This is a genomic window from Virgisporangium aliadipatigenens, from assembly GCF_016863615.1.
Lineage (GTDB): Bacteria > Actinomycetota > Actinomycetes > Mycobacteriales > Micromonosporaceae > Virgisporangium > Virgisporangium aliadipatigenens.
This window is the reverse complement of record NZ_BOPF01000045.1, coordinates 29,778-55,456: the sequence shown is the minus strand read 5'-3', so window position 1 is coordinate 55,456 and position 25,679 is coordinate 29,778. Positions and strand designations below refer to the sequence as shown.

The 25,679-nt window shown below is 72.6% G+C and carries 25 protein-coding genes; 14 read left to right on the top strand and 11 right to left on the bottom strand.

The features are described from left to right. Positions 1-2: 2 nt before the first annotated feature. Both Val02_RS40385 and Val02_RS40380 read right to left on the bottom strand, forming a co-directional pair. On the bottom strand, positions 3-617 hold the full coding sequence (locus Val02_RS40385) for an RNA polymerase sigma factor (protein ID WP_203904627.1): 615 nt from the start codon (positions 615-617) through the stop codon (positions 3-5). Position 618: 1 nt separating this feature from the next. After that, entirely contained in the window at positions 619-1,569 is a 951-nt protein-coding gene (locus Val02_RS40380; RefSeq protein WP_203904626.1) for a maleylpyruvate isomerase family mycothiol-dependent enzyme, read from the bottom strand. A 129-nt stretch (positions 1,570-1,698) separates the two neighbouring features. Here Val02_RS40380 and Val02_RS40375 point away from each other — a divergent pair, with 129 nt between their 5' ends. The 3 genes from Val02_RS40375 (at position 1,699) to Val02_RS40365 (ending at position 4,055) form a co-directional block, all read left to right on the top strand. Then, entirely contained in the window at positions 1,699-1,998 is a 300-nt protein-coding gene (locus Val02_RS40375; RefSeq protein ID WP_203904625.1) for a YkvA family protein, read from the top strand. A gap of 146 nt (positions 1,999-2,144) precedes the next feature. Beyond that, positions 2,145-3,203 carry a glycerophosphodiester phosphodiesterase gene (locus Val02_RS40370; protein ID WP_203904624.1) on the top strand — a complete coding sequence of 353 codons (1,059 nt, stop codon included), beginning with the start codon at positions 2,145-2,147 and terminating at the stop codon, positions 3,201-3,203. Between the two features lie 309 nt (positions 3,204-3,512). Next, positions 3,513-4,055: a PLP-dependent aminotransferase family protein gene (locus Val02_RS40365; protein ID WP_203904623.1), complete on the top strand. Its 543-nt coding sequence runs from the start codon at positions 3,513-3,515 to the stop codon at positions 4,053-4,055. Here Val02_RS40365 and Val02_RS40360 read toward each other — a convergent pair. Both Val02_RS40360 and Val02_RS40355 read right to left on the bottom strand, forming a co-directional pair. Further along, the gene (locus Val02_RS40360; protein ID WP_203904622.1) at positions 4,052-6,793 is read right to left on the bottom strand and encodes a helix-turn-helix transcriptional regulator; all 2,742 of its coding nucleotides are present in this window, start codon (positions 6,791-6,793) and stop codon (positions 4,052-4,054) included. The two genes, Val02_RS40365 and Val02_RS40360, sit on opposite strands and share 4 nt — an antisense overlap. Positions 6,794-6,898: 105 nt before the next feature. Further along, positions 6,899-7,813, bottom strand: a complete 915-nt coding sequence (locus Val02_RS40355) for a PaaX family transcriptional regulator (RefSeq protein ID WP_203904621.1) — start codon at positions 7,811-7,813, stop codon at positions 6,899-6,901. 76 nt (positions 7,814-7,889) lie between these two features. On the opposite strand from Val02_RS40355, the gene Val02_RS40350 reads away from it, so the two are divergent. From Val02_RS40350 to Val02_RS40340, 3 genes are read left to right on the top strand one after another with little or no spacing between them, the layout of a single operon-like run. Then, positions 7,890-9,110: a CaiB/BaiF CoA transferase family protein gene (locus tag Val02_RS40350; RefSeq protein WP_203904620.1), complete on the top strand. Its 1,221-nt coding sequence runs from the start codon at positions 7,890-7,892 to the stop codon at positions 9,108-9,110. Then, a complete protein-coding gene (locus Val02_RS40345) occupies positions 9,110-10,114 on the top strand; it encodes a 2-hydroxyacyl-CoA dehydratase family protein (RefSeq protein WP_203904619.1) in 1,005 nt (334 codons plus the stop codon). Before Val02_RS40350 ends, Val02_RS40345 begins: the two co-directional genes overlap by 1 nt. After that, positions 10,111-11,343 carry a 2-hydroxyacyl-CoA dehydratase family protein gene (locus Val02_RS40340; RefSeq protein ID WP_203904618.1) on the top strand — a complete coding sequence of 411 codons (1,233 nt, stop codon included), beginning with the start codon at positions 10,111-10,113 and terminating at the stop codon, positions 11,341-11,343. The genes Val02_RS40345 and Val02_RS40340 overlap by 4 nt, the downstream gene beginning before the upstream one ends. Here the strand turns inward: Val02_RS40340 and Val02_RS40335 are convergent. Then, a complete protein-coding gene (locus tag Val02_RS40335; protein ID WP_203904617.1) occupies positions 11,295-12,236 on the bottom strand; it encodes an NAD-dependent epimerase/dehydratase family protein in 942 nt (313 codons plus the stop codon). The two genes, Val02_RS40340 and Val02_RS40335, sit on opposite strands and share 49 nt — an antisense overlap. An 88-nt stretch (positions 12,237-12,324) precedes the next feature. Here Val02_RS40335 and Val02_RS40330 point away from each other — a divergent pair, with 88 nt between their 5' ends. The 6 genes from Val02_RS40330 (at position 12,325) to Val02_RS40305 (ending at position 17,804) form a co-directional block, all read left to right on the top strand. Then, positions 12,325-12,747 carry an acyl-CoA thioesterase gene (locus tag Val02_RS40330; protein ID WP_203904616.1) on the top strand — a complete coding sequence of 141 codons (423 nt, stop codon included), beginning with the start codon at positions 12,325-12,327 and terminating at the stop codon, positions 12,745-12,747. 20 nt (positions 12,748-12,767) lie between these two features. Then, positions 12,768-14,357 carry a long-chain-fatty-acid--CoA ligase gene (locus tag Val02_RS40325; RefSeq protein WP_203904615.1) on the top strand — a complete coding sequence of 530 codons (1,590 nt, stop codon included), beginning with the start codon at positions 12,768-12,770 and terminating at the stop codon, positions 14,355-14,357. Beyond that, a complete protein-coding gene (locus Val02_RS40320; RefSeq protein ID WP_203904614.1) occupies positions 14,354-15,175 on the top strand; it encodes an SDR family NAD(P)-dependent oxidoreductase in 822 nt (273 codons plus the stop codon). The genes Val02_RS40325 and Val02_RS40320 overlap by 4 nt, the downstream gene beginning before the upstream one ends. Continuing rightward, positions 15,172-16,338, top strand: a complete 1,167-nt coding sequence (locus Val02_RS40315) for a thiolase family protein (protein WP_203904613.1) — start codon at positions 15,172-15,174, stop codon at positions 16,336-16,338. The genes Val02_RS40320 and Val02_RS40315 overlap by 4 nt, the downstream gene beginning before the upstream one ends. 52 nt (positions 16,339-16,390) lie before the next feature. Next, the gene (locus tag Val02_RS40310) at positions 16,391-17,194 is read left to right on the top strand and encodes a MaoC/PaaZ C-terminal domain-containing protein (RefSeq protein ID WP_203904612.1); all 804 of its coding nucleotides are present in this window, start codon (positions 16,391-16,393) and stop codon (positions 17,192-17,194) included. 64 nt (positions 17,195-17,258) lie between these two features. Then, the gene (locus Val02_RS40305; RefSeq protein ID WP_203904611.1) at positions 17,259-17,804 is read left to right on the top strand and encodes a UTRA domain-containing protein; all 546 of its coding nucleotides are present in this window, start codon (positions 17,259-17,261) and stop codon (positions 17,802-17,804) included. Between the two features lie 130 nt (positions 17,805-17,934). On the opposite strand, the gene Val02_RS40300 is transcribed toward Val02_RS40305, so the two are convergent. The 5 genes from Val02_RS40300 to Val02_RS40280 form a co-directional block, all read right to left on the bottom strand. Then, entirely contained in the window at positions 17,935-19,146 is a 1,212-nt protein-coding gene (locus tag Val02_RS40300; protein ID WP_203904610.1) for an ABC transporter substrate-binding protein, read from the bottom strand. After that, a complete protein-coding gene (locus tag Val02_RS40295; protein WP_203904609.1) occupies positions 19,143-20,153 on the bottom strand; it encodes a branched-chain amino acid ABC transporter permease in 1,011 nt (336 codons plus the stop codon). Before Val02_RS40295 ends, Val02_RS40300 begins: the two co-directional genes overlap by 4 nt. After that, a complete protein-coding gene (locus Val02_RS40290) occupies positions 20,146-21,036 on the bottom strand; it encodes a branched-chain amino acid ABC transporter permease (RefSeq protein ID WP_203904608.1) in 891 nt (296 codons plus the stop codon). Before Val02_RS40290 ends, Val02_RS40295 begins: the two co-directional genes overlap by 8 nt. A gap of 115 nt (positions 21,037-21,151) precedes the next feature. Then, entirely contained in the window at positions 21,152-21,910 is a 759-nt protein-coding gene (locus Val02_RS40285; protein WP_203904658.1) for an ABC transporter ATP-binding protein, read from the bottom strand. Continuing rightward, positions 21,907-22,626, bottom strand: coding sequence for an ABC transporter ATP-binding protein (locus tag Val02_RS40280; protein WP_203904607.1), 720 nt, complete (start codon positions 22,624-22,626; stop codon positions 21,907-21,909). Before Val02_RS40280 ends, Val02_RS40285 begins: the two co-directional genes overlap by 4 nt. A 163-nt stretch (positions 22,627-22,789) precedes the next feature. On the opposite strand from Val02_RS40280, the gene Val02_RS40275 reads away from it, so the two are divergent. Both Val02_RS40275 and Val02_RS40270 read left to right on the top strand, forming a co-directional pair. Next, positions 22,790-23,215: an organic hydroperoxide resistance protein gene (locus Val02_RS40275; protein ID WP_203904606.1), complete on the top strand. Its 426-nt coding sequence runs from the start codon at positions 22,790-22,792 to the stop codon at positions 23,213-23,215. A gap of 79 nt (positions 23,216-23,294) precedes the next feature. Continuing rightward, positions 23,295-24,299 carry an NADP-dependent oxidoreductase gene (locus Val02_RS40270; protein ID WP_203904605.1) on the top strand — a complete coding sequence of 335 codons (1,005 nt, stop codon included), beginning with the start codon at positions 23,295-23,297 and terminating at the stop codon, positions 24,297-24,299. On the opposite strand, the gene Val02_RS40265 is transcribed toward Val02_RS40270, so the two are convergent. Further along, a complete protein-coding gene (locus tag Val02_RS40265; protein WP_203904604.1) occupies positions 24,296-25,639 on the bottom strand; it encodes a methyl-accepting chemotaxis protein in 1,344 nt (447 codons plus the stop codon). The two genes, Val02_RS40270 and Val02_RS40265, sit on opposite strands and share 4 nt — an antisense overlap. Positions 25,640-25,679: the final 40 nt, after the last annotated feature.

Genomic DNA, 25,679 nt, shown 5'->3' with positions numbered 1-25,679 from the left:
GCTCAGCCGCCCGGTAGCTGAGAGGTTTCCACCCGGGTACCGAACCCGGCCGCCTGAGCGCCGAACCCGGCCGCCGACAGCCGGTCGGCTATCCGGCGCAGCCCGCTGCGCAGCCGTGACTTGGCCGTTCCCTCGGGAATCTGGAGCCGCTGGGCGACCTCCCGGTACGTCAGCCCGTAGTAGTAGGCCAGCGCGATCGCCTCGCGGTGCGGCGTCGGCAGGTCGTGAACGGCCGACCGGACCACCTTCAGCACGGTCGCCGCGATCACGTCCTCCTCGACGGTCGCCACGGTCGGCGGGCCGCCGGCGAGGATCAGCGCGTACTTGTCCCGGGTGACCTGCCGGCGCAGCCAGTCGATGGCGCGCCGCCGGCCGATCATGCACAGCCAGCCGCGCATCGAGGCGGCGTCGGGGTCGTACCGTTCGGGGCGCTGCCACAGGTCGAGGAAGACGTCCTGGACGATGTCCTCGGCGACGCCGTGATCGTTGGTGATCCGCAGCGCCAGCCCGTAGACGGCGGTCGCGTGCCCGTCGTACGCCTCGGCCAGGGCGTGCTCGTTGCCGGCCATGAGGCCCTCGCGCAGCCGGCCGTCGGTGTCGCGGGTCGGGTTGGCCATGTCAGTCACATCCCAGCGTGGCCGCGACGGCGAGCACGTCGGCCGCGACCGCGTGGTCGCCGGTGATCCGCAGGTCCCGTTCCCCCGCAGCAGCCCGACCGGCCATCAGCCGGCAGAACCGCACGGCCGGCAGCACGATCTCCGCCGCCTCGGGACCGCCGACGCACGACCCGCGCGCCGCCAGCGGAACGACATGCTCACCCCCGCCGGCCCCGGTGAGCACGAGCCGGGCGCACCGACCCGGGTGGGCCCGCCCGGCGGCGTCCATCGCACCGGGCAGCAGCCGCAGCCCGAACTCGACGATCCGCGCGACGTGCTCGGGCGGCGGCGCCTCGACCGGCAGCCGCAGCGCCACCCGGATGTCGTCGGCGTGGATCCACGTCTCGAACGCCCGCTGCGTCAGCGCGTCGCGCAGCGGCGCCTTGACGCCGCCGCCGGCCAGGCGCACGGGCCGGGCGAGGATGCGCGTGTCGGAACCGGCGACGGCGCGCAGCAGTTCGTCCGCCTGCTCCTGCCAGCCGCGCGTCCCGGCGGAGAGCCCGAGGTCGGCGGCGACCAGCCGGTCGTTGCCGGTGAGGTGCCCGACCATCTCGCGGACGCTGGTGTAGGGCCCGGTCGGCAGCAGCCACTCCGGCTCGTCGAGGCCGGCGATCAGCCGCCCGAACGCCGTCACCTGCACCACGTAGGGATCGAGGTGCACGCCGGTCGCCGGTTCGCGGGCCGGCCGGGCCTGGAACGCCGCCGAGAGCACACGCGCCTTGAGGCCCTGGGGGAGCGGCACCTCCGCGTGGCCGGCACCGATCCAGCGGGCCGCGTCAGCCAATTTTTCGATCTCCGCGGTACAGGCGTCGCAGGCCGCCGCGTGCGTCGCGACCCGGGTGGTCTCCTCCGGTGTGCAGGATCCCGTCGCGTATGCCCCGAGCAGGTCGTCCGGATGCGCGGATGAGGTCATCCCGGTCTCCATCGATGTGTGCGGTGCCCATGCAGGGTGTTCGGACGAACGGCCCGCCCGGATGACCCGGTGCGAAAGATCGATTGCGCGTGTCGTGCGACCGGGCGGGGAGCGGGTTACGGTTTTCGCATGTCGAAGGAGCAGTGGATCGCGATCGGCGTGGTGCTCGCCGTGGTCGGCGTGGTGACGCTGTACTTCGCGGTCAAGCTCGCGATCAAGCTGGTGCGCACCAAGCGCGATCTCGGTGCGCTGGGCCTCGGCGGCAACGTGGCGTTCTACGGGGCGCTGGCGTACACGATCCTGCCGGTGGACCTGCTGCCGGACCCGGTGTACCTGGACGACATCGGGGTGCTCGGCGCCGCGTTGGTCTACCTCACCCGGCTGGCGCAGAAGCGTCGGGCGACGCGCGCTGCCGCGCTCCGGCGTTGACGGTCACGGTCGAGACGGTACGCCCCCGGGGCGGCCCGTCCACTGCCTGACCGGACCTCGTCCACGGCAGTACACGACACGTTCTTGTATTGGATCACCGGATCCAATGAACTCGATGCGTGACGAACCGTCGAACACTCCTCACCATGACCGCGCTCGCCGCCGGTGGTGCCGCCGCCGGTGTGACGTTCGCGGGCGACCCGGCGAGCGCGGGCGCACCCCGGCCGCGCCGGCCGCTGGTCATCGGGCACCGCGGGGCCAGCGGATACCGCCCGGAGCACACGCTCGCCTCGTACGAACTGGCCGCCCGCACGGGCGCCGACTTCATCGAGCCGGACCTGGTCGCCACGAAGGACCGGGTCCTGGTGGCCCGCCACGAGAACGAGATCTCCGGGACGACCGACGTCGCGACGCGCGCGGAGTTCGCGGGCCGGCGCACCACGAAGACGATCGACGGGGTGGCGATCAGCGGCTGGTTCACCGAGGACTTCACGCTGGCCGAGCTGAAGAGCCTGCGCGCGGTCGAACGCCTGCCCGCCGTGCGCCAGCGCAACACGCTGTACGACGGCCGGTTCCAGGTGCCGACCCTCGACGAGGTGCTGGAGCTGCGCGCCCGGCTCTCCCGCGAACTGGACCGCGAGATCGGCGTCTACCCGGAGACGAAGCACCCGACGTACTTCCGTTCGATCGGGCTGCCGCTGGAGGAGCCGCTGGTCGAGCGGCTGCGCCGGCACGGTCTGAACAGGTCGGACGCGCCGGTGTTCGTGCAGTCGTTCGAGTTCGTCAACCTGAGGCGGCTGCGCACCGAGCTGAAGGTGCGGGTACCGCTGGTCTTCCTGGCGGGTGCGGGCAGCCCGTTCAACGACCCGAAGACCTACGCCGAGTACCTGTCGCCGGCCGGGCTGCAGGAACTGAGCCGCACGATCGACGGGATCGGCCCGGAGAAGGGCCTGGTGATCCCGCGCAACGCCGACGGTTCGCTCGCCGCGCCGACGTCGCTGGTGCGCGACGCGCACGCCGCCGGCCTGCTGGTGCACCCGTACACGTTCCGCCCGGAGAACCAGTTCCTCCCGGCGAATCTGCGCGTCGGCGCCGACCCCGCCGCCTACGGCAGGGCGATCGACGAGATCCAGGTGTTCCTCGGGACCGGGATCGACGGCTTCTTCACCGACACCCCCGACATCGGCGTCCTCGCCCGCGGCTGAGCCGCATCATGTGGGGATGGTGGATCGGAAGCGACTGACCTTTCTCCTGGCCCGCGAGCGCGGCGCGTTCGCCGACGCCCGGCCGCGCTCGCGGGCCATCTTCAGAAACTTCCAGAGCTTTGTTTCGCAGGCCCGTCGGGGGCATGACCGTTGCCTCCCGGGCCGCACCACTGGGCCCTTCGGGCCTACGCTGCCACGCTCGCGTCCAGCTGTCCCGGTCACCGCCCGCCCGTCCCCGGCGCTCGATTTCCCTCCCGCGCGTCTACCACAAAGACCCGTGCACGAGGTCGGACGCGCAGCGGGGCTGGTTTGGCGCGCCGGTTCGGGCTGCCGCACAGCCGCGAGGGCAACGTGGGCGCCCCGTGCGACGTGCGGCTGACCAGCCGGGTGGCCGAGTACAACGACCTCGACGGGCTGGCGCCGCGCTGGCGTCCACATTGGACGGTCGCACCGGTCTGGACCTGGTGGACGCTGTCGAGCGCCGCCGCGCGGGCCACGCTCACCGAGGTGCTGACGGCGGAGGCGTTCGCGGGGATGGTGGCCGTCGCGGACCGGTTCGCGGCCGGGGTGCGGTCCATTGTGGACAGTCATCGGCTGCCGTGGTCGGTCAGCCGGCTCGGTGCGCGGGTCGAGTACCGGTTCGCCGACCCGGCGCCGCGCACCGGTGGGGAAGCCGCCGCCGCGGCCGATCCCGAACTGGAGGACTACCTCCACGTCTATCTGGCGAACCGGGGTGTGCTGCTGACGCCGTTCCACAACATGTCCCTGATGAGCCCGGCCACGACGGACGGCGACGTCGACCGCCACCGGGTGGTCCTCGACGCCGCCGTCGCCGAACTCGGAGATCGCTAGGCGGCCGCCATCAGGCGGGCCAGCTCGGTGCGGGAGCGCACGCCCAGCCGCGCGAAGATGTTGCGCAGGTGGTGGTCGACCGTGCGGGTGCTCAGGAACATCTGCGCCGCCACCTCCCGGTTGGTGGCCCCGTCGGCGACCAGCTGCGCGATCTGAACCTGTTGCGGCGTAAGGCTTCCGGCGACGGCGACCTGGCGCGGTTCGATGTGCTCGCCGGCCGCGCGCAGCTCCGCCGCCGCCTGGTCGATGTACGGCTTCGCCTCGAGCTGGCGGAACGTCTCCAGCGCGCTGCGCAGGTGTTCGCGGGCGACCCCGGGCCGGCGGCGGCGGCGCAGCTCCTGGCCGAACAGCAGCTCCGTATGCGCCCGGAACAGCGGCGACTCGCTGGTCAGGTGCTGTTTGAGCGCCTCCCGGAAGTACTTCTCCGCCTCACCCTCACCGGTGGCGAGCAGTGCCCGGCTGCGGGCGGCGAGCGCGAGCCACGTGGCGTTGCCGGTGGTCTGCGCCCAGCCGGTGAAGAGGTTCAGCGCGTCGCGCGCGATCTCCTGCTCGCCGCAGCGCGCCGCCGCCTCGACGAGGTGCAGGGTCGCGGGGACCTGGATGACCGGGCTGCCGTGACCGGTGGTGGTCCACATGAGCCCCTGGAGGCGGGTCATGGCGGCAGCGGCCCGGCCCTCCGACAGGTCGAGCACGGCCAGCGCCCAGTCGCAGAACGCCTGCGGCTGCCCGAGCCCCGCGACGATGGCCCGGGCCCGGGCGTCCCGCACCCGCGCGAGGCAGGTCTCCCGGTCGGCGGCCATCGCGGCGAGCAGGGCGAGGGTGCTCAGGTGGTTGGCGGCCAGGTTCTCCTGCCCGGTGGCGCGCGCCAGGTGCAGCCCCTCCGCCGCCGCCTCGACCGCCGCCTCCGAACGTCCGAGCGCCACGTCCGCGAACGCCGTGAACTCCAGCGCGTGCGGCACCGTGACGGCGTCGCCGGCGGCGCGCGCCACGACGACGGCCTGCGCCGCGAGCTGGTGCGCCTTGGCCGGGTCGCCGAGCAGGATGGCCGCCATCGCGGCGCGCATCAGCACCGGCGCGTCGTCGAGGAACGGCGCGCGGGTGACCACCCGGGTCAGCGGCCCCCGCGCGCCGGCCTGGTCGCCGCGGAACATCGCGTCCGCGCCGGCGATGTAGGCGAAGCGCAGCTCCTGGGCGGGGGCCGGGTCGGGGCCGCGCAGTTCGGCGGCGAGCCGCGCGACGCGGGGATACTCGGCGTGGTTACCGGCCTGGGTGAGCGCCTCGCCGGCCAGGATCAGCGCGTCCACGGCCCGAACGGGATCGTCGGTGCCGAGCTTGCGGGCGGCCGACATGAGCATCTGGTGCGCGTTGGCGGCGACGCCGGCCCGCAGTTCGATCTCCCCGGCGAGAAGTTCGGCGCGCGCCAGCAGGAGATCGGTCGCCGCGCCCCGGCGGATGCGCCGCAGCAGCAGCCGGGCCCGGTGCGGTTCGCCGGCGAGCCAGGCGGCGTGTGCCGCGTCGACGAGGTCGGCTGCCGCGGCCGGCGGGTCGGCGCTCAGTTCGGCGGCGCGCTCGAGGGCCAGGGAGGCGGCGGCGTGGGCGGGGCCGGCGCGGTGGGCGGCCCGTTCCAGGGCGGCGGCCAGCGCCGGGTCGGGTCCGGAGGCGGCGGCCGCCAGGTGCAGGTCGCGGCGCAGCGGATGGACCCGCCGGTCGAGCGTGCGCGCCAGCAGCCGGTGCGCGTCGCGGCGCTGGGCGACGGTCGCCTCGAAGTAGGTCACCGAGCGCAGCAGCGGCTGGCGGAACGCGAGCGCGGCCCCGTCGGCACGGATGAGGCCGGCGGCCTCTGCCGGTTCCAACGAGGAGATGTCCGTGTCGGCGGCGTCGGCGGCCGCGATCAGCTCGCGCACGTCGAGGTCGGGGTCCGCCGCGGCGAGCAGCAACAGCCGGCGGGTGTCGGGACCGAGCCGCGCGAGGCGGGCGCGGTACCGGGCGCGCAGCGGGCTGTCACCGGGCAGCGTCGGCGGCGGGGGAGTGTCGCCGCGGCGCTGCTCGGGCGTCAGCGAACGGGCGAGGTCGGCCAGCGCGCCCGGGTTGCCGGCGGCGAGCTTGACCAGGGCGCCGGCGACGTCTCCGGGCAGCCCCTCGGGCAGCAGGTCGGCGAGGATGGCGTGCCCCGCGTCGGGCGTGATCTCGGGCAGCCGGACGGTGGCCACACCGGGGATGCCGGCCGCTGGTGCGCCCTCGTCCTCGTCGACGCCGAAGAGCATGGCGACGCGTTCGCCGCCGAGGCGCCGGGCGACGAACGCGAGCACCTGCAGCGACTCGGGGTCGAGCCACTGGAGGTCGTCGACCCGGCACAGGACGGGCTGCTCGGCGGCCACGTGCGTGAGGAGGGCGAGCGTGGCGAGGCAGAGGGTGAGCGGCGCGGGACGGGCGCCGCCGCAGATGCCGTCCAGGGCGGCGGCCGGCTCGGGCGGGAGCTCGGCGCGCCGGTCCAGAACGGGGCGCAGCAGGGCGTGCAGCGCGGCGTGGGGGAGTGCGGACTCGTCCTCGTTGCCCGAGGCGTGCAGGGTCCGGAAGGTGGGGGTGTCGGGCACGTCCGCGCCCAGGAGGGTGGTCTTGCCGGCGCCGGCGTCGCCCTGGATCACCAGCGCCCCGCCGCTGCCCTGGGCGGCGCCGGTGAGCAGCGCCGCGATCAGCTTCAGCTGGTCCGCCCGGCCGTGCGGCGGACCTTTATGCACCGTCGATGCATATAGCATCTCGACAGTGTTACCTGCGGGTAAAAGAATGTGAAGGGGTAAGGCCCAAGTCGCGAGGCCAAGTTGAGCCAGGTCGGTCGACGGGGCTCAGCCGGAGAAGTCGCTGGTGTGGCTGCGCACCAGCTTCGCCAGGTCGGCGTCGAACTGCGCCACGACCTGCACCACGCGCTTCTCGGCCAGCCAGGCGAGCCCGTCGTACAGCTCGATGAACAGGTCCCGCGCGGCCTGCCGGGGCCACGGCTGCGGCAGCAGGCTGCCCGGCAGCTGCGGGTCCAGGTTGGGGAAGTTGCGCCACGCGTCCATCAGCGCGGTGCGGGCGACGAGCGCCTCCGCGGTGCTTACCTGGCCGGCGCGCAGCCGGTCGCGGACCGGCTCGTACTCGGCGATCAGCCCCTGGTACAGCTCGCGCAGCGCGTCGAGGTCCCAGGCGTTGATCGGATGGCCGCCGGTGGGGCTGCCGTCGGCGACCTGCGCGGTGAACACGGTTGCCGTCGAGATGCCCAGCTCGCTCAGCACGGAGATGACCTTCTCGGCCTGCCCGTGCGGCGAGACCCACAGCCCGTCGTAGAGCGAGGCGAACCCGTGCCAGCCGAGCCGCGTGCGCAGACTGTGGCGCAGGTCCCGCTGGTCCTCCGGCACCGAGAACGCCGCCACGGTCCAGGTGCCCGACCACTCCTTGTCCTGCGCGCCGAAGGAGATGATGTGCCGGATGCCCTCCTGGAGCACGTCGGCGGCGCGGGGGCTCAGGGCGTACGCCGTGCGGCGGCCGGACTTGGACAGCGCCAGCAGCCCGCGGCGGGCCAGCCGGCTCAGCGCCGCCCGCGCGCTCACCCCGGTGATGCCGAACTCCCCGAGCAGCGCCACGAGCGCGGCGGAGGGCAGCGGCGTGCCCTGGCCGTACCAGTAGTCGCCGAGCAGTGTCAGGAGCAGGTGCTGGGGACTGCCGCCGGCCTGCATGCGCGGCAGGTCGACCGGATCCGTGGCCTCCACGGCTGCTGACATGGCATCACCTTACAGATCACGGGTCGAGGCGTTAATATAAGACAGTAATTGCTGCGTCCGTTTAAGGAGATGTCGTATGGATGGAGGACCCCTCACGGGGCGCACCGTCGTTGACCTCACCACGGCTCTCGCCGGACCATACGCGACATTGCTGCTCGCCGGGTTGGGAGCCCGCGTCGTGAAGGTCGAAAACCCGTTCACCGGAGGCGACTCCTCGCGAAACAACTCCCCGTATCTCGCCGCCGACGGACTCTCCGTCGCCCGCGAACGCGCCGAGGACATGTCCGTCTCGTGGATGGCCCGGGGCCGGGGTAAGCAGAGCGTGACGCTCAACCTCAAGCACCCCGACGCGTTCGATGTCTACGCCGATCTGATCCGATCGGCGGACATAGTGGTGGAGAACTTCAGCGCCGGCGTCACCGGCCGCCTCGGCATCGACTACTCCGCGACCCGCGCGCACAACCCGCGGATCGTCTACACCAGCATCACCGGCTTCGGCGCCCAGGGCGGCGGACCCGGTTCGGGCAAGGCGATGGACACGATCGTGCAAGCGCTCTCCGGCGTCATGCTCACCGCCGGCACACCGGGTGAGCCGCCGGTGCGGTTCGGGCTGCCGGTCGCCGACCTCATCGCGCCGCTGTTCGCCGTCATCGGCACCCTCGCCGCCGTCGTCGAGGTCGACCGGACCGGCCGTGGCCAGCACGTCGACGTCTCCATGCTCGGCGCGCTCACCTCGCTCGTCGCGTGCGAGCCGTTCGACGCGTTCGAGGCGATCGGGCTCGCCACCCGCACGGGTCCGACCGTGCCCCGGCTCGCCCCCTTCGGGGTCTTCGAGGCACGGGACGGGTGGTTCGCGCTGTGCGGTCCGACCGACGCGTTCGCCCGTGGGCTTTTCCACGCGGTCGAACGCCCTGAGCTCGCCGACGATCCCCGATACGCCAAGCGGGACGGCCGGGTCGCCCACGCGGAGGAGGTGCACGCCATGGTCGCCTCCTGGGCCGCCGGCCTGCCCCGCGACGAGGTGCTGGCCCGGCTGACCCGCCACGGCGTGCCGGCCGCCGAGGTGCGCGACACCCACGAAGCGGTGCGCGACCCGCTCGTGCTCTCCCGCGGCGAGGTCGTCGAGCTCGCACCGGGACTGCACGGTTCCGGCGTGCCGATCACGTTCTCCGAGACGCGGGCCGGATTCGACGGGCCCGCACCGCACCTCGGCGAGCACAACGCCGCCGTCTACGGCGACTGGCTCGGCTACTCCGACGAACGCCTCAAGTCCCTCGCCGACGCCGGCGTCATCTGATGCGCGCGCTGCTGTCCGTCTACGAAGCGCGCTACCCGCGCGAGGCGGAGTTCGTCGTCGGCTACGTGGGCGCCGACGTGCCGGTCGAACTGATCACCGCCGCCGGGGCGCTGCCGGTGCGCCTCGCCGGCGATCCCGACGGCGACCTCTCCGCCGGCGACACGTACCTGGGTAGAGGGCTGGACCCGATGGCCCGTTCGGTGCTGGCGCGGCTGCTCGCCGGCGACTACGGGCGGCTCGACAAGCTGGTGGTGTCGCGGGACTGCGAGGCGTCGCTGCGGCTCTTCTACGCCGTGCGGGAACTGCGCCGTATCGAGCCGGCGTTCGGGCTGCCCGAGGTGTACCTGGTGGACGTGCTGCACCTGCCGCACCGCACCACCACCGCGTACAACCTGGCGCGCCTGGAACAGTTCCGGCAGCGGCTGCGGGACTGGACCGGCCGGCCCGTCTCCGATGCGGACCTGGCCGCCGCGATCGCCTCCCACGACGAGCAACGCGCCCTGCTGTCCTCGTTGGCGGCGGCCCGCCGCGAGGGCCGGATCGCCGGCAGCGACTGGCTCGCGGTCGTCGGGGCCGGCACCGTGCTTCCCGTCGCCGCGCACCTCTCCCTGCTGCGTGAACTGTCCACAGTGGACCTGCCGGAGCACGCCGGGAAGCGGGTCTTCCTCACCGGGAGTTCGCACGACACGCCGCACGTGTACCGGGCGTTGGAGTCGGCGGGCCACCTGATCGTGGGGGAGGACCACGACTGGGGCGACCTCTGGTACCGGCGCCGCGTCGACGGGCACACGCTGCTCGCGCTCGCGGAGCGCTACCAGTACAACGGCCCCACGGCACAACGCTCCACAGTGGACGAACGCCGCGCGCTGATCGCCGAGGGCATGCGCCACGCCGAACTCCTCATCGGCTACGCCCGTCGCGGGGACGAGGCGCCCCCGTGGGACTTCGCCGGCCACGAGGGCCTCTTCTACGAACGCCAGGACTACGGACGGATCGCGCTATGAGTGTGACCCCATCGGTCGCGGAAGAGGCCAAGCGCTACCAGCGCGAGTGGTTCCGGGGCCTGCGGGCACGCGTGGCGGGCGGTGAGCCGTTCGCCGTGGTGAACGCCGACGCGCCCCAGGAGATCCTGCGCGCCATGGACTTCCCGTACGTCGTGAGCCAGTGGTGGGCCTCGATCATCGCGGCGAAACAGCGTTCCCGCGACTATCTGGACCTGGTGCGGGAGCGCGGCTACCCCGACTACACCGAGCAGTACAACTCAGTGGTGCTGGGCTCGGCCTTCGACCCCGACCCCGCCGGTGGCCCCTGGGGCGGCCTGCCCCGACCCACGCTGCTGCTCGGCGACGCCACCGGCGACGTGACCCGGCGCATCTTCGACGTGTGGGCGCACGAACCGGGGGTCGCGTTCTACCCGCTGGAGAGCGCCGCCGAGAACGAGGTGCCGACCAACTGGTGGGAACTGATGCCCTACCGGTGGGAGGAGGCGGTCGGCGCCACCCGCCTGGACCTGCTGGAGGCCGAACTCGAGGGGCTGGTGCGCTTCCTGGAGTCCACCACCGGGAGGGTCTTCTCGGAGGCACGCTTCCGCGAGGTGCTCGCCCTGGTCAACGAGCAGCAGGAGTGGAACCTGCGGACCCGGGACCTGATCGCCCGCACCCGTCCCGCGCCGCTGCCGGTCAGCGACACCATCCCCGGCGTCATGGTCCCGCAGTGGCACCGCGGCACCGAGTGGGGCCGCGACATGGCGCGGGCGTTCCACGACGAGGTCGCTGCGCGCGTGGCGGCGGGTGACGCGGTCTGTCCGGAGGAGCGGCTGCGCCTCATGTGGATCGGCCGGGGCCTGTGGCACGACATGGGGCTCTACCGGCGCTTCGAGCAGTCCCACGGCGCGGTCTTCGTCTGGTCGATGTACCTCGCGATCGCCGCCGACGGCTACCGGCGCTACGGCGGCCGGCCGTTGCGACAGCTCGCGGCGCGCTTCGCGGCGTTCACCGACCAGCTGTACATGCCGCCCTGGGCCGGTGCCTGGTACGTGAAGGAGGCGCGGCTGCACGGGGTCGACGGCGTGGTGCACCTGGTGTCGGACGACCCGCGCGGCAGCTGGTTCACGACGCGCGCGCTGCGCGACGCCGGGTTCCCCGTCTTCGAACTGCGCGCCGACAACGTGGACGCGAGCGCGGGCTACGACGGCGGCGCGGCGCTCGGCGAGTGGCTCGACGCGACCTTCTGACCCGTCCGTGCGTGCCAGCCGTCGCGCAGGATCGTCCCGATGTCCGAACGCCGCGGCTCCCACCCGAGGGCGGCCTTGACGAGAGCGGGGTCGGCGACGAGCGTGTGCGGCTCCTCGACGGGCGGGTCGCCGCTTTTCGGGCCGGAAGGCATAGGCCCGGGATAAATGTGCATCAGGGGTACCGGGTGTCCGGTGACCCGCCGCGCCGCCTCGACGACCTCGGCGACCGAGGCCCCGACGCCGGTGCCCAGGTTGTAGGTGCCGGGCGGCCCCGCAAGCGCCAGCCGGAACGCCTCCGCCGCGTCACGCACGTGCACGAAGTCCCGCACCGCGTCGCCCGCGCCGTTGATGCTCAAATGCGGCTTCTCGCCGGCGGCGACGGCGAGCGCGTTGTTGACGATGCGCGTGCGGTCCGGGTCGGCGACGCCGTCCCAGCCGCCCACGACGTTGACGCAGCGCAGGACGGTCACCGCCGCCGGGACCTGGCGCAGCAGTCGTTCGGCGGCGAGCTTGGACGCGGCGTACGGGCTGCCCGGGGCGGTCGGGGTCGCCTCGGTGAGCGCACCCGTGTGCCCGCCCCCGTAGACGGCGGTGGTGGAGGCGAGCACGACGCGCGCGAAGTCGCCGGCGGCCAGCAGGTTGGCGGTCCCGCCCACGTTGGCCGCCCAGTAGGCGGCCGGCGCCTCGAACGACTCCCGCACCCGCACCCGGGCCGCGAGATGCACGAGCCCGTCGAGGTCACCGGCGGCGCGCACGAACCGGGCGACCCCCGGCCCGTCGGTGAGGTCGACGTCCGAGCGGGTGAGCCCGACGACGCGATGCCCGTGCTCGCGCAGGACCCGGGTCAGCACGCGCCCGAGAAACCCACCCGCCCCCGACACCAGAACTCGCATCGCTCGAGCCTATCGGTGGCGCTTCGGGTGCTGATCATTCATGACACTAACCTTGACGGTAGAAAAGTAAGTCGCCAAACTAGGGTTCATGGCGGAACCCGCGTCCATCGCGTTCGAACGACGGCTCGAATGGTCCGAGACCGACCCCATGGGCCGGTGGCACTACTCGGCCGTGTTCAAGTTCGTGGAGGCGGCCGAGACCGCCCTGCACATGCGGCTCGGCATCGCGCAGGAGACGTTCCCGCGGCTGCCCCGGGCACAGCTCGCGGTGGACTTCCTCGCCCCGCTGCACTTCGCCGAGGTGGCCCGGATCCGGCTCTCCGTCGAGGAGATCGGGCGCAGCTCGCTGCGGTACGCGTTCACGGTCTGCCAGGGGGAGACCGAGCTGGCCCGCGGCGGCATGACGGTCGTGTACGTGGACCCGGTCACCGAGCGCAGCGCGCCGTGGCCGGACCACCTGCGCGAGGTGCTCACCTCCGCCGGTCCCGTCGAGCCGGTACACGTCCGATGATCACCGCGACGATGGGCGACATGCAGCTCACCGTCGGGATGATGCTGCGCCGCGCGGAGGCGATGGGCCCGCACGCGGCCCTGGTCGGGATCACCCCGGGCGGCCGCCTCCGGGAGACCTGGCCGGGACTGGCGTCCCGAGCCCGACGGGTCGCCGCCGCACTGCCGTCGTTGGGCGTGCGCCCCGGGGACCGCGTCGGCACCTTCGCGTGGAACGGCCTGCGCCACCTCGAACTCTTCTTCGGCGTCCCCGCGTCCGGCGCCGTCCTGCAGCCGCTCAACGTGCGGCTCTTCCCCGAGCAGATCGCCTGGATCGCCGCGCACGCCGGCGACCGGGTCGTCTTCGTGGACGCGGCGCTGACCGCACAGCTGGCGCCGTTGCGCCCGATGCTCACCGGCGTCGAGACGTACGTCGTGCTGCCCGACGGCACCGAGCCGCACCCCGACTTCGCCGACGCCGTCGACTACGAGGCGCTGCTGGCGAGCGTGCCCGACACCGAACCGTCCGATGTGGACGAACGCGCGGCGGCCTGCCTCTGCTACACCAGCGGCACCACGGGCAAGCCGAAGGGCGTCGTCTACTCGCACCGTTCGCTGACCCTGCACGCGATGAGCGGCTGCTTCGTCGACTCGTTCGCCGTGGCCGAACGCGACACCGTCCTGCCGCTCACGCCGCTCTTCCACGCCACGTCGTGGGGGCTGCCCTACAGCGCCGCGCTCGCCGGTGCCGGCCTGGTGCTCGCGGGGCACGACACCTCCGCGCCGGCCGTGGTGGAGCTGATCCGCCGCGAACGCGTCACGCTGGCGGCCGGCGTGCCGACGTTCTGGCTCGCCGTCGACCAGGTGGCCGGCGACGATCTGGGCACGCTGCGGCGCATCCTCTGCGGCGGTTCGGCGATCCCGCCGGCGCTGATCCGGCAGTACCACCGGCGCGGCGTCACCGTGCAGCAGGGCTGGGGCATGACCGAGATGTCCCCCTCCGGTTCCCTCACCCTGGTGCGCCGCCACCTCGACGACCGCCCCGAGGAGGAACGCCTCGCCCTGCACTCCACGCAGGGGGTGGTGACCGCCGGCGTGGAACTGCGCATCGTCGACCCGGCCGGCGAGGTGATCCGCGACGGCGTGGGCGAGATCGAGGTGCGCGGCCCCTGGGTCACCGCGGCGTATCTGCGACCCGACGACGACAGCAACGAGAGCCGGTTCCACGACGGCTGGCTGCGCACGGGCGACGTCGGCACGGTGGACGGCGACGGGTATCTGCACCTGCTCGACCGCGCCAAGGACCTGATCAAGTCCGGCGGCGAGTGGATCAGCTCCATCGAGCTGGAGAACCACCTGATGGCGCACGCCGGCGTGGCCCAGGCGATGGTGATCGCGATCCCCGACCCGCACTGGGCGGAACGCCCCGCCGCGCTCGTGGTGCGCAGCGAACGTGGCCCCGAGGTCACCGCCGAGGAACTGCGCGCGCACCTGCGCGAGCGGGTGGCGAAGTGGATGGTTCCCGAGTCGGTCGAGTTCGTGGCGGCGCTGCCGACCACCGGCACCGGGAAGTTCGACAAGAAGGCCGCGCGTGCGGCCTGGCGCAAGAGGTCCGAAGAGGAGCAGGTGTGACCGGAATACTTGATGGCCGGGTGGCGGTGGTGACCGGTGCCGGCCGGGGGATCGGCCGCGCGACGGCCGAACTGCTCGCGGCGCACGGCGCCCGGGTCGTCGTCGGCGACCTCGACGAGGCCGCGCTGAAGGAGACCGTCGAGGCTCTCGGCGGCAGCGGCGTGGCGCACGCCGGCGACCTCACCGATCCGGCGGTGCCGGCCGCACTGGTGTCGCGGGCGATCGACGAGTACGGCCGGCTGGACATCGTCGTCAACAACGCCGGCTACACGGCCGACGGCATCTTCCACAAGATGACCGACGAACAGCTCGACGCGATGCTCGACATCCACCTGAAGGCGCCGTTCCGCCTGCTGCGCGCCGCCGCGCCGGTGCTGCGCGAGGCCGCCAAGAAGGACCTGGCCGAAGGCCGCGAGGTGTTCCGCAAGGTGGTCAACGTGACCTCGATCGCGGGCACGATGGGCAACGTCGGCCAGGCCAACTACTCGTCGGCGAAGTCGGCGCTGATCGGCCTCACGAAGACGCTCGCCAAGGAGTGGGGGCCGCTGCTCATCAACGTCAACGCGGTGGCGTTCGGGTTCGTCGAGACGCGGCTGACGGCGGTCACGTCGACCGTCGAGCACGCCGGGCGCAGCATCCAGCTCGGCATCCCGTCGAAGGTGCGCGAGCAGGCCGCTTCCCGGATCCCGCTCGGGCGCGGGGCGACCCCGGCCGAGGCCGCCGGCGGCATCTTCCTGCTCTGCACGCCGTGGTCGAACTTCGTGCACGGCCAGGTCGTCACGATCGCCGGCGGGCAGGCGGAGGGCATGTCCGCATGAGGTTCTCCGACGTGGCCGTCCCGCTCGGGCTCGCGTGGACGTCGCCGTTCTGCCGCTGGCAGGGTCCCTTGGCGGAACTGTCCAGTGTGGACCTGGCCGTCGACGTGGCCACCCGCGCGCTGTCCACTGTGGACGTCGCCGGCATCACGCATCTGTCGTTCGGCACGACGGTGCCGCAGGTGCACTCGTTCTACGGGGCGACCACGATCGCGCCGCGGCTGGGCCTGGAGACCGTCACGGGCCCGACGATCGCGCAGGCGTGCGCCACCTCGGCGGCGGTGCTCCAGCAGGCGGCCGCACAGGTGGAGATCGGCGGGCACCGCACCGTGCTCGCGCTGGCCACCGACCGCACCAGCAACGGGCCGCTCATGGTGTACCCGTCGGCCGCCTCGCCGGGCGCGGCGCCGAAGACGGAGCACTGGGTGCTGGACCCGATGACGTTCGACCCCAACACGGGACAGTCCATGCTGGACACCGCCGAGAACGTCGCCGCCGACGAGGGTTACACCCGCGACGAGATCGACGAGGTCACGCTGCTGCGCTACGCCCAGTACCGGGAGGTGGCCGAACGGGACTGGCTGGTGCCGGTGCACATCGCGGGCAAACGCGAGACGACGGTCGTCGACGCCGACCACGGCATCCACCGCACCACGGCCGAGGGGCTGGCCAAACTGGCACCGGTGAAGGCGGGCGGCGTCGTCACCTACGGTTCGCAGACGCATCCCGCCGACGGCACGGCCGGCATGGTGCTGTCCACTGTGGAGGGTGCCCGGGAGCTGAACGGCGGCGCGGGCGTGGCGCGTGTGCTGTCCGTGGCGTTCGCCCGGGTGGGGCGTGCGCGCATGCCCGCCGCCCCGGTGCCGGCCGCCCGTGCGGCGCTGGCGGATGCCGGCCTCTCCGTCGCCGAGCTGGACGTCGTCACGACGCACAACCCCTTCGCCGTGAACGATCTGTACTTCGCGCGGCAGACCGGGTTCCCCCTGGAGAAGATGAACCCGTACGGCTCCAGCCTGGTGTACGGACATCCGCAGGGACCGACCGGGATGCGGGCGATCACCGAACTGATCGCGGCGCTGCGCGCCCGGGGCGGCGGCCGGGGGCTCTTCACCGGATGCGCCGCGGGCGACACGGCGGGCGCGGTGGTCGTGGAGGTGTCCTCATGAGCAGCAAGGCGCGCAGCTTGCGAGCACCGCTGTCGCGAATCGAGGAGGCACTGTGAGCTTCGACGTCTCGGTGGTCGGCCGGTGGAGCGCGCCGCACGTGTTCGACGTGACGCCCGACAGCGTGTCCCGTTACGAGTCGGTGGTCGGCGGGCCGTCGCCGCTGTACGCGGTCGTGCCGGCGATGGATCTGGTGTTCGCGACGGCCGCGGCGGCGGTGCGCGACGATCCCGCGCTGCGCGCCCGGGTCGTGCACGGCCAGCAGGACCTGCTGATCCACCGGCCGCTGCCGGTCGGCGAGAAGGTGACGCTGCGGGCGGCCGTCGTCGGGCTGCACGGCAAGGAGAAGGGCACCACGGCCACGATCAAGGTCGAGACGGTGGACGCCGAGGGGGATCCGCTCAACGAACAGTACGTGACGGAGTTCTACCGCGGGGTGCCGTCGGAGTGGGCGATCGGCCGGCCGGCCCCTTCGACCGGCCTGCCGCGCGATTCTCCGCCGGCGGAGCCGCTGCGGGTGGAGTCCGTCGCGCTGCCGGTCGACCTGCCGCGCCGGTACGCCGACGCCTCCGGCGACCACAACCCGATCCACCTCGACGAGGAGTACGCCCGCGCGGCGGGTCTGCCCGGCGTGATCGTGCACGGGCTCGCCGTGCTCGCCATCGCGGTCTCCTCCGTCGCCGCCGAGGCCGGCGGGCGCGCGCTCACGCGGGTCAGCGCGCGGTTCACCCGTCCTGTCGCGCCCGGCAGCGTGCTGACCACGAAGGTGTGGCCGCACGACGGGAGCTACCGGTTCGAGGCGGAGGACGACGCGGGGACGACCGTGCTCGGCGCCGGGCTGGCGGTGCCGGGTTCCTGAAGGGGGCGTGAGGGGCCCGGCCTGGGGGGCCGGGCCCCTCACGCTGCCCCCGTAGGGTGCGCGCATGGGTGACGAGCGGGTGGTCGGCGAGTCGGCGGCGTACATCGCCGGCAACGGGGTGCGGCCGCGCGACGCCTGGGCCGCCGAGGCCGCCGCCGCGGGTGGCACGGGCTCGCAGCGGATCACCTTCGCCGGAGCCGTCCCCGCGACGGCCGACGTCGCCGCGGCCCTCGGTGTCGAGGCCGGTGCCACGGTGGTCGTTCGGCGGCGGCTGGTGCTGCTCGACGGTGCGCCCGTGGAGACGGCCGACGCCTACTACCCGCAGGCCGTCGCCGGCGGGACACCGCTCGCGGAGCCGTCGAGGATTCCGGGCGGCGCCGCCGCTTTCCTGGCCGGGATGGGCCTCGGCGCGGACCGTGTGCTGGAGGAGATCCACGCGCGGGTGCCGACGCCGGACGAGCGGCACGTCCTGCGGCTGCCCGCGGGGGAGCCGGTGCTGGTGCTGACCCGGCTGAGCCTCGCGGGCGACGGAACGCCGTTCGAGTACGCCGTCATGACGATGCGCTCCGCCGGACGTGTGCTCCGCTACGACCTCCGCCCAGGCGCCTGATGTGCGCTATCGGGTAGAGAACCGGAATCGCGCTCGACAGTGGATATAGCGGGAGTCTTCAATATATGGAAGACGTTCCTCCTCCTGCCGGCCCGACCTGTGGGGAACGGGCCGGGCCGGCCCAGGAGCATCAGGCGGTGTCCGGCCCGCGGTACGGGCCCTTCTCCAGCGCCAGCCCACCCGGCACGTCGGCCGCCCTCATCAGGTAACTGTCCACTGTGGGCGGTGCGCCGTCGCGCGAGTAGTCCATCGTCGGGGCCAACCCGCCGAGGTCGGCCTTCTTGAGACCCTGCCGCGCCTTCGCGACCCCGTCGCGGGTCAGGTCCTTTGCGGCACAGGCGCTCTCGAGCAGTTGGCGCATCACCTCGCCGCGGGCGAAGCCGAGCGTCACCTGCAGGGTCGGGTTGGTGCCGGGGTACTTCTTCAGGTACTTGTCCAGCACGGCCTTCGACTGCGGCACGTCGAACGGCGCCACGGGCTGCGCCCCCAGGAAGTGTTCCTTGAGGTACGCCCCGCCTGGTGTCTTGAGCACGCCGGGCGCGAACGTCTGGGTGTTCCCCAGAATGGGAACCCGCATCCCCTGCGCGGCGGCGACGGCTGCCGCGGACGCCAGCGCGTTGCTGCTCGTGGAGACCATGATGGCCTTGACGTTCTGCGCCTTCATCGTGGTGACCTGCGCGGTCATGTCCACGTCGGTCGGCTTGATCTTCGCCTCGACGAGCGTCAGGTTCTGCTTGCCGGCGACCTTCTTGGAGCCGATGAGCGCGCTCTCGCCCAGTTCGCCCTCGAAGTAGATGTGACCGACCTTGTCGCCGGGCGCGAGCTTCTTCTGCTCGATGAGGTAGTCGAGGAGGTTGACCACCTCCAGGTCCGTCGTCGTCCCGACGATCGCCATGAAGGGGTTCTTCAGCAGGACCGGCGCCCAGGTCCCGGGCAGGGAGACGACCCGGTCCTTCTGGATCTCGGGCGACAGGGCCGCGTTCATCGGACTGCCCAGGATCTGGTGGAACGCCAGATTCTTCTCCTTCATCGACGCGTAGAGCGTCACGGCGGTCTGGGTGTTGTAGCCGTGATCGCGAACGTCCAGATCCACCTGGAACGTGCCGCAGATGCCACCGGCCGCGTTGCGTTCCTCCCAGTAGAGCTTTTCGGCGTTGGTGAGTTCGGTGGCCAGCGGCGCGAACTGGCCGGTGAGGTCGGTCAGGACGCCGAGACTGATGCGGTTGCCGGAGACGCCGACGTCGACCTTCACGTCCTGCACGGAGGCGGCGTCGCCGTCGGCGGCCTTGCCGCTGCACGCGGCCAACGCCAACAGCGCCGCCAATAGCGCGATGCGTTTCATGATCTGCTCCCAAGGGCGGAGGGGCGGAACCTGTGCAGGGCACCGGAGCGCGTGAGCACCACCGCGATCACGGCCACCCCGAAGACGAACCGGGCGGCGTGGCTCGCCGTCACCCCGCCGCTGCCCGGCTCGGCGAGGAACGGCAGATACCCGGCGTACTCCTGGAGCAGCACCGGCAGGGCGGTGACGGCGGCCGCACCGGCCACGGCGCCGGCGACCGAACCGAGCCCGCCGATCACCACCATCACCAGGTAGAGCACGGAGACGTCGAGCGCGAACGAGGACGGCGCCACGCTCCCGATCGCGACCGCGTAGAGCACCCCGGCGAGGCCGGCGTACATGGACGACACAACGAACGCCAACGCCTTGTACCGCTGCACGGCGATGCCCACCGACGACGCGGCCGGTTCGCTGTCGCGCAGCAGCACGAACGCCCGCCCGACGCGCCCGCGCACGAGGTTCCGGGCAAGAAGTGCGGCCAGCGCCAGGAAGGCGAAGCCGACGTACCACTGCTTCTCGTACGCGCCGAACGGCACCCCGCCGATCGACACCTTGGCATCGCTGACGATCCCTGGGGTGAGCCGGCCGTTGAAGCCGCCGGTGAGCGGCGCGGCGGTGTTGAGCACGTGCTGGCCGATGACGACGAGGCCGATGCTGGCGATGCCGAGGTAGATGTGCCGCAGCCGCGCGGCGACCGGGGAGAACGCCAGCCCGGCGAGCCCGGCGAGCAGGACGCCCGCGAGGGCGGCGACCAGCGGGGGCCACCCGAGGGAGACGAGATCGGCGTCGGTGCCGGCGAGCGCGCAGTACGTGACGGCGCCGACGCCCAGGAAGAACGCGTGCGCCAGCGAGAGCTGGCCGGCCGTCCCGGTGAGGATCGTCAGGCCGATGGCACCGATGCCGGCGGCCGCGACCGAGAAGCCCAGCCGCAGCCAGAACTGCCCGACGTAGTAGGGCAGGACCAGCAGGAGCACCACGCCGAGGCCGAGCAGGATCCGCCTATACACGCCCCACCTCCCGCGTGCCGAACAGCCCGGCCGGGCGCACCAGCAGCACGGCGATCATCACCACGTACGGCACCACGTCGCCGAAGCCCCGGCCCAGGAACGAGAGCTGGTCCTGATAACCGGCCGCGAGGGACTCGGCGACGCCGACGACCAGCCCGCCGACGAGCGCGCCGGTGGTGGAGTCGAGGCCGCCGAGGATGGCCGCCGGGAGTGCGCGCAGCGCGATCACGCCCACGGCGGGGGAGAGCCCCGGCGTCGGCGAACCGGCGAGGAAGATCCCGGCGACGACGGCCAGCGCACCGGCGAGGATCCAGCTGAGCGTGGTGACCCGGCTGAGCCGCACGCCGAGCAGCGCGGCGGTCTCCCGGTCCTCGGCGGCGGCCCGCATCGCCACGCCCCAGTCGGTGAGCTTGAACGCCACCAGGAACGCGACGATCAGCGCGCCGGCCACGAGCAGGGCGATCAGCCGGTTCGCCGGGACGGCCACGTCACCGAGGCGCGCCGCCGTCCCGCCCCAGGGGTGGCCGACGACCACGATGTCCGGCCCCATGCGCCGGTTCAGCTCGGTGGCGATCACGATGTCGACGCCGATCGTCATGATGGCGAGGGCCACGGGTGCGGCGTCGCGCATGGGGTTCGCCAGGAGCCGCTCGACGATGACGGCGGCCAGGGCGCCCACGAGAACGCCGAGCGCGACGGCGGTCGGGAAGCCCACGGCCTCCCAGGTGCGGGCGGTGACGTAGGCGCCGAGCAGCAGGAGCGACCCGTGCGCGAAGTTGACCACCTCGGCCGCCTTGAACAGCAGCACGATCCCGAGCGCCACGAGCGCGTAGATCGCCCCCGTCGACAACCCGGTCAGCAGCAACGAAAGAAAAGTAATCATTGCTTCCCGCCCGACATCGGGGCGCCGCTCCCGGCGCCGTCTTCCCTCGTCGCTCCGGTCGCTGCGCTCCCTGCACTCCTCAGTCCAGACGGCGCCGCGGCGCCCCGATGCGGGCTCATGAGGCCACTCCCAGGTAGGCCCTGATCACGTCGGGGTGATCCTGGATCTCGGCCGGCGTCCCGCCCGCGATGCGGCGGCCGAAGTCGAGCACGGTCACCTCGTCGGCGAGCCCCATCACCATCGGCATGTCGTGCTCGACCAGCACGACCGTCACGTCGTGCTCGTCGCGCATGCGCCGGATCAGCGCCGAGACCGCGGCCGTCTCCCCGGCGTTGAGGCCGGCGACCGGCTCGTCGAGCAGCAGCACCTTCGGCTCGGCGCACATGGCGCGGGCCAGGTCGATCCGCTTGCGGTCGCCGTAGGCGAGCTGGGCGACGGGGCGTTCGAGCAGGTGGTCGAGGCCGAAGCGGGTGGCGATCTCGGCGACGGCGGCGCGATGTGCGCGTTCCTCGCGGCGGGCTCCCGGGGTGCCGAACGCCGTGCGCCACGGGCCGGCCCGCATCAGGCGGTGGCGGCCGAGCAGCATGCTGTCCATGGCCGTCTGGCCGCCGGAGAGGGCGACGTTCTGGAACGAGCGGGCCACGCCGAGCCGGGCGATCTCGTAGGGCTTCACGCCGGCGAGGTCGGTGCCGTCGATCCGGACCGTGCCGTGTGCCGGGCGGTACAGGCCGCTCAGGACGTTGAGCAGGGTGGACTTGCCGGCGCCGTTCGGGCCGATGACGGCGTGCACGGTGTGCGGCGCGACGGTGAGGGACACCGCGTCGAGCGCGGTCACCTGGCCGAACCGCACCGTCACCTCGTCGATGGTGATCATGTGGCGACCGCCGTGGCACCGAGGTAGAGGCGCCGCACGTCGGGGTCGTCGCGCAGCTTCTCCGCCGGCCCTTCCAGCGACACCCGGCCCAGTTCCAGCACGTACGCGTGCTGCGCCAGGGACAGGGCGAGGGCGGCGTTCTGCTCGACGAGGAGCAGGGCCACGCCGTCGGCGTTGATCTCCCGGAGGACCGTCACGATGCGGGCCACCACCTGCGGGGCGAGGCCGAGCGACGGTTCGTCCAGCATCAGCAGGCGGGGGCCGGCCACCAGGGCGCGGCCGAGCGCCAGCATCTGCTGCTCGCCACCGGACAGCAGCAGGCCGGGCTGGCGGCGGCGTTCGGCCAGCACGGGGAAGAGGTCGTAGACCCGGTCCGGGACCAGTTTCTTGCCGGCGCCGTGCGCGGCGAGGCGGAGGTTTTCCTCGACGGTGAGCCGGCCGAAGATCCGCCGGCCCTCGGGCACCTGGATGAGCCCGCGCCGCACGCAGTCGCCGGGATCGCGCAGCGGCTCGCCGTCGAACGTCACCGCGCCGCCGGTGATCTCGCCGCGGTGCCGGCGCAGGTTGCGGCTCACGGCGCGCAGGAGCGAGCTCTTGCCGGCGCCGTTGTTGCCGACGAGCGCCACGATGCCGCCGGCCGGAACGGAGAGGCTGACGCCGCGCAGGGCCGCGACGGCTCCCTGGTAGGAGACGTCCACATCACGAACGATGAGCACAGTTGATCACCTGCGTATCCATCGTGTTACGGACCGTGGGCTGAAGTTAGCAGTTACCTATGCGGGCGTCGAGGTTTCTGTCTTGGTCACTTTTTGTTGTGCCGTAGGGCGTTGGGGAGAAAGCTAGGCTTACCCGCCGGTAACTAGTTGAAGGAGCATCACCGTGAAGGTGCTGTACACCGCCGTCGCCACCGCCACGGGCGACGGACGCAACGGCCACGTCGAGACCTCCGACGGGCTGCTCGTCGCCGACGTGCGGCACCCCGTCGAACTGGGCGGCGAGGGCGGGGCGACCAACCCCGAGCAGCTCTTCGCCGCCGGCTACGCGGTCTGTTTCCACTCCGCCATCCACACCGTCGCCCGGCGGCTCAAGATCGAGACGCGCGACTCCAGCGTCACGGCGCGGGTGGGCTTCGGGACCATCGGCGGCGGTGCGTTCGGGCTCACGGTCACGCTGGACATCGCGCTGCCGAGCCTGCCCAAGGATCAGGCCGAGCAGTTGATCGCCAAGGCGCACGAGCGCTGCCCCTACTCCAACGCCACCCGCGGCAACATCGACGTGGAGCTGAACCTGGTGGAGTCGTCATGAGCGGACGCTTGCGGGAGCGAATCATGGGCACTGCGCGCCACGCGTCTCATGGCGCCGGTGAGCGCAGCGAGGCGGCGTCATGAGCGGCAAGGCCCGGGAGATCCATCTCGCGTCCCGCCCGCAGGGCTGGCCGACCGCCGACAACTTCGCGCACGTTCAGGTCGAGCTGCCGGAGCCGGCCGAGGGCGAGGTGCTGGTGCGCAACCTGTTCATGTCGGTCGACCCGTACATGCGGGGCCGGATGAACGACGTGAAGTCGTACGTGGCGCCGTTCCAACTCGACAGGCCGATGGAGGGCGGCGCGATCGGCGAGGTCGTCGCCTCGAACTCCGCGGACCTCGCGGTCGGCGACACCGTCACGCACAACTACGGCTGGCGCGACCACGCCGTCGCCCCCGCCAAGCACTTCCGCAAGGTCGACCCGACCGCGCCGCCGACCCTGACCGCCTACCTGGGCGTCCTCGGCATGCCGGGCCTCACCGCCTACGCCGGGCTCACCGAGGTCGCGGGCTTCAAGGAGGGCGACGCCGTCTTCGTCTCGGGGGCCGCCGGCGCCGTCGGCAGCGTCGTGGGACAGATCGCCCGGGCGCTCGGGGCGTCCCGGGTCGTGGGCAGCGCCGGGTCCGCCGCCAAGGTCTCCCGTTTGCTGGAACTGGGCTTCGACGCCGCGTTCGACTATCACGACGGCCCCGTGCGGGACCTGCTCAAAGCGGCCGCACCCGAGGGCATCGACGTGTACTTCGACAACGTCGGCGGCGACCACCTGGAGGCGGCCATCGGCCGGATGCGCCTGCACGGCCGGATCGCCGTGTGCGGGATGATCAGCGTCTACAACGCCACCGAACCCGTGCCCGCGCCGCGCAACCTGAGCCTGCTCATCGGCAAGCGGATCACGATGCGCGGGTTCCTGGTGCAGGACCACGCCCGGCTCATGAAGGAGTTCGTGCCGCGGATGGCCGGCTGGCTGCGCGACGGCACCGTTCGCTACGACGAGACCGTGGTCGACGGGCTGGACAACGCGCCGGAGGCGTTCCTCGGGCTCCTGCGCGGGGAGAACACCGGCAAGATGGTCGTCCGGATCTAGACCTGCCCGCGGGACCGGCCCGCGGCGGCCACCTCCTGGGCGGCCGAGAGCACCAGGTCGCGCGTGCGCGCGGTGCTCTCGCTCTGTTCGGTGATGGCCTGACGCATCTGCTCCTGGATCGAGGTCGCCGTGCCGAGCCGCTCGGCGACCTCCCGCACGGCGGTGGTGACATTCGCCGCCTGCGCCTTCACGTCGTCGACGGTGGCCTCGATCCGGGCGGTGGCGGCGGCGGTCTGCTGCGCCAGTTCCTTGACCTCGCCGGCGACCACCGCGAAGCCCTTGCCGACGTCGCCGGCGCGGGCGGCCTCGATGGTGGCGTTCAACGCGAGCAGGTTGGTCTGGTCGGCGACCGCCTGGATCAGGCCGGCGATCGTGGAGATGTCGGCGATCGCGGTGCCGAGGGCGCCGATCGCGTCCACGGCGCCGTTCGCGGTCGCCATGGCCGTCGTCAGCTGCGTGGTCCCGTCCGCGACGGTGTTCGCCGCCTCGCCCAGGTTCGACTCGAACGCCGCGAGCGCCTCACCCGCCTCGGTGCCGAGCCGGTCGCCGGTGCCGGCCACCCGGCGCAGCACGGCCTCCAGTTCGCGGGCCAGCACGGCGTTGCGTTCGACCTCCTCGGCGGCCGAACGGGCGGCCTCCGCCTCCCGCTCCTTCGCCTGCTCGGCGGCCCGGCGCAGGTGTTCCTCGGCGTCGCGGGTCACCTGGTCGCGCACGATGTCGGCCTGCCCCTGGGCGACGGCCGAGAAGCGCCAGTACGCCATCTGCGCCGCACACATCGCCAGCACGAACGCCGCGTGCATCAGCGCCCACGCGAACGGGTTGTCCCGCGCCTTCTCCTCGGAGAAGACGGTCTCCGGGGCGATGATGCCGACCCCGAGGTGGTGCACGGCGACCATGCCGACCGAGAGCGCGAACGGCACCCAGTCCTGGTACAGGCCGATCAGCGCGAGCACCACGAAGAAGTGGAAGTGCAGGTCGGTGAGGCCGCCGCCGGCGTGCACGAACGCGTCGGCGGCGAACATGTAGCCGACCGACACGGCCACCGCGCCGCCGCGCCGCGAGGTGACGACCTGGGCGGCGATCGCGCAGCCGAGCACCAGGATGGTGACGGCCCAGAGGATCGAGGCGTGGCCTCCGGACGAGATCTCGCCGGTGAACAGCCCCACACCGATGATCAACGGTAGGTGCAGCCACAGGATGATCCGCAGCGCCTTGTGGCGGGCGGCGTAGGCCTCGTCGGACAGCGTGACCGTCGGGATCAGACGGCCGAGCGCGCTACCTGCCACCGTGCTGTCCTCCTGCCGGTCGGCCCGGCGGGTACGGCCGGTCAGCAGGTTCATCGTCCGGGACCACGCGAACTTTACGAGGTCCTTGTCCCAA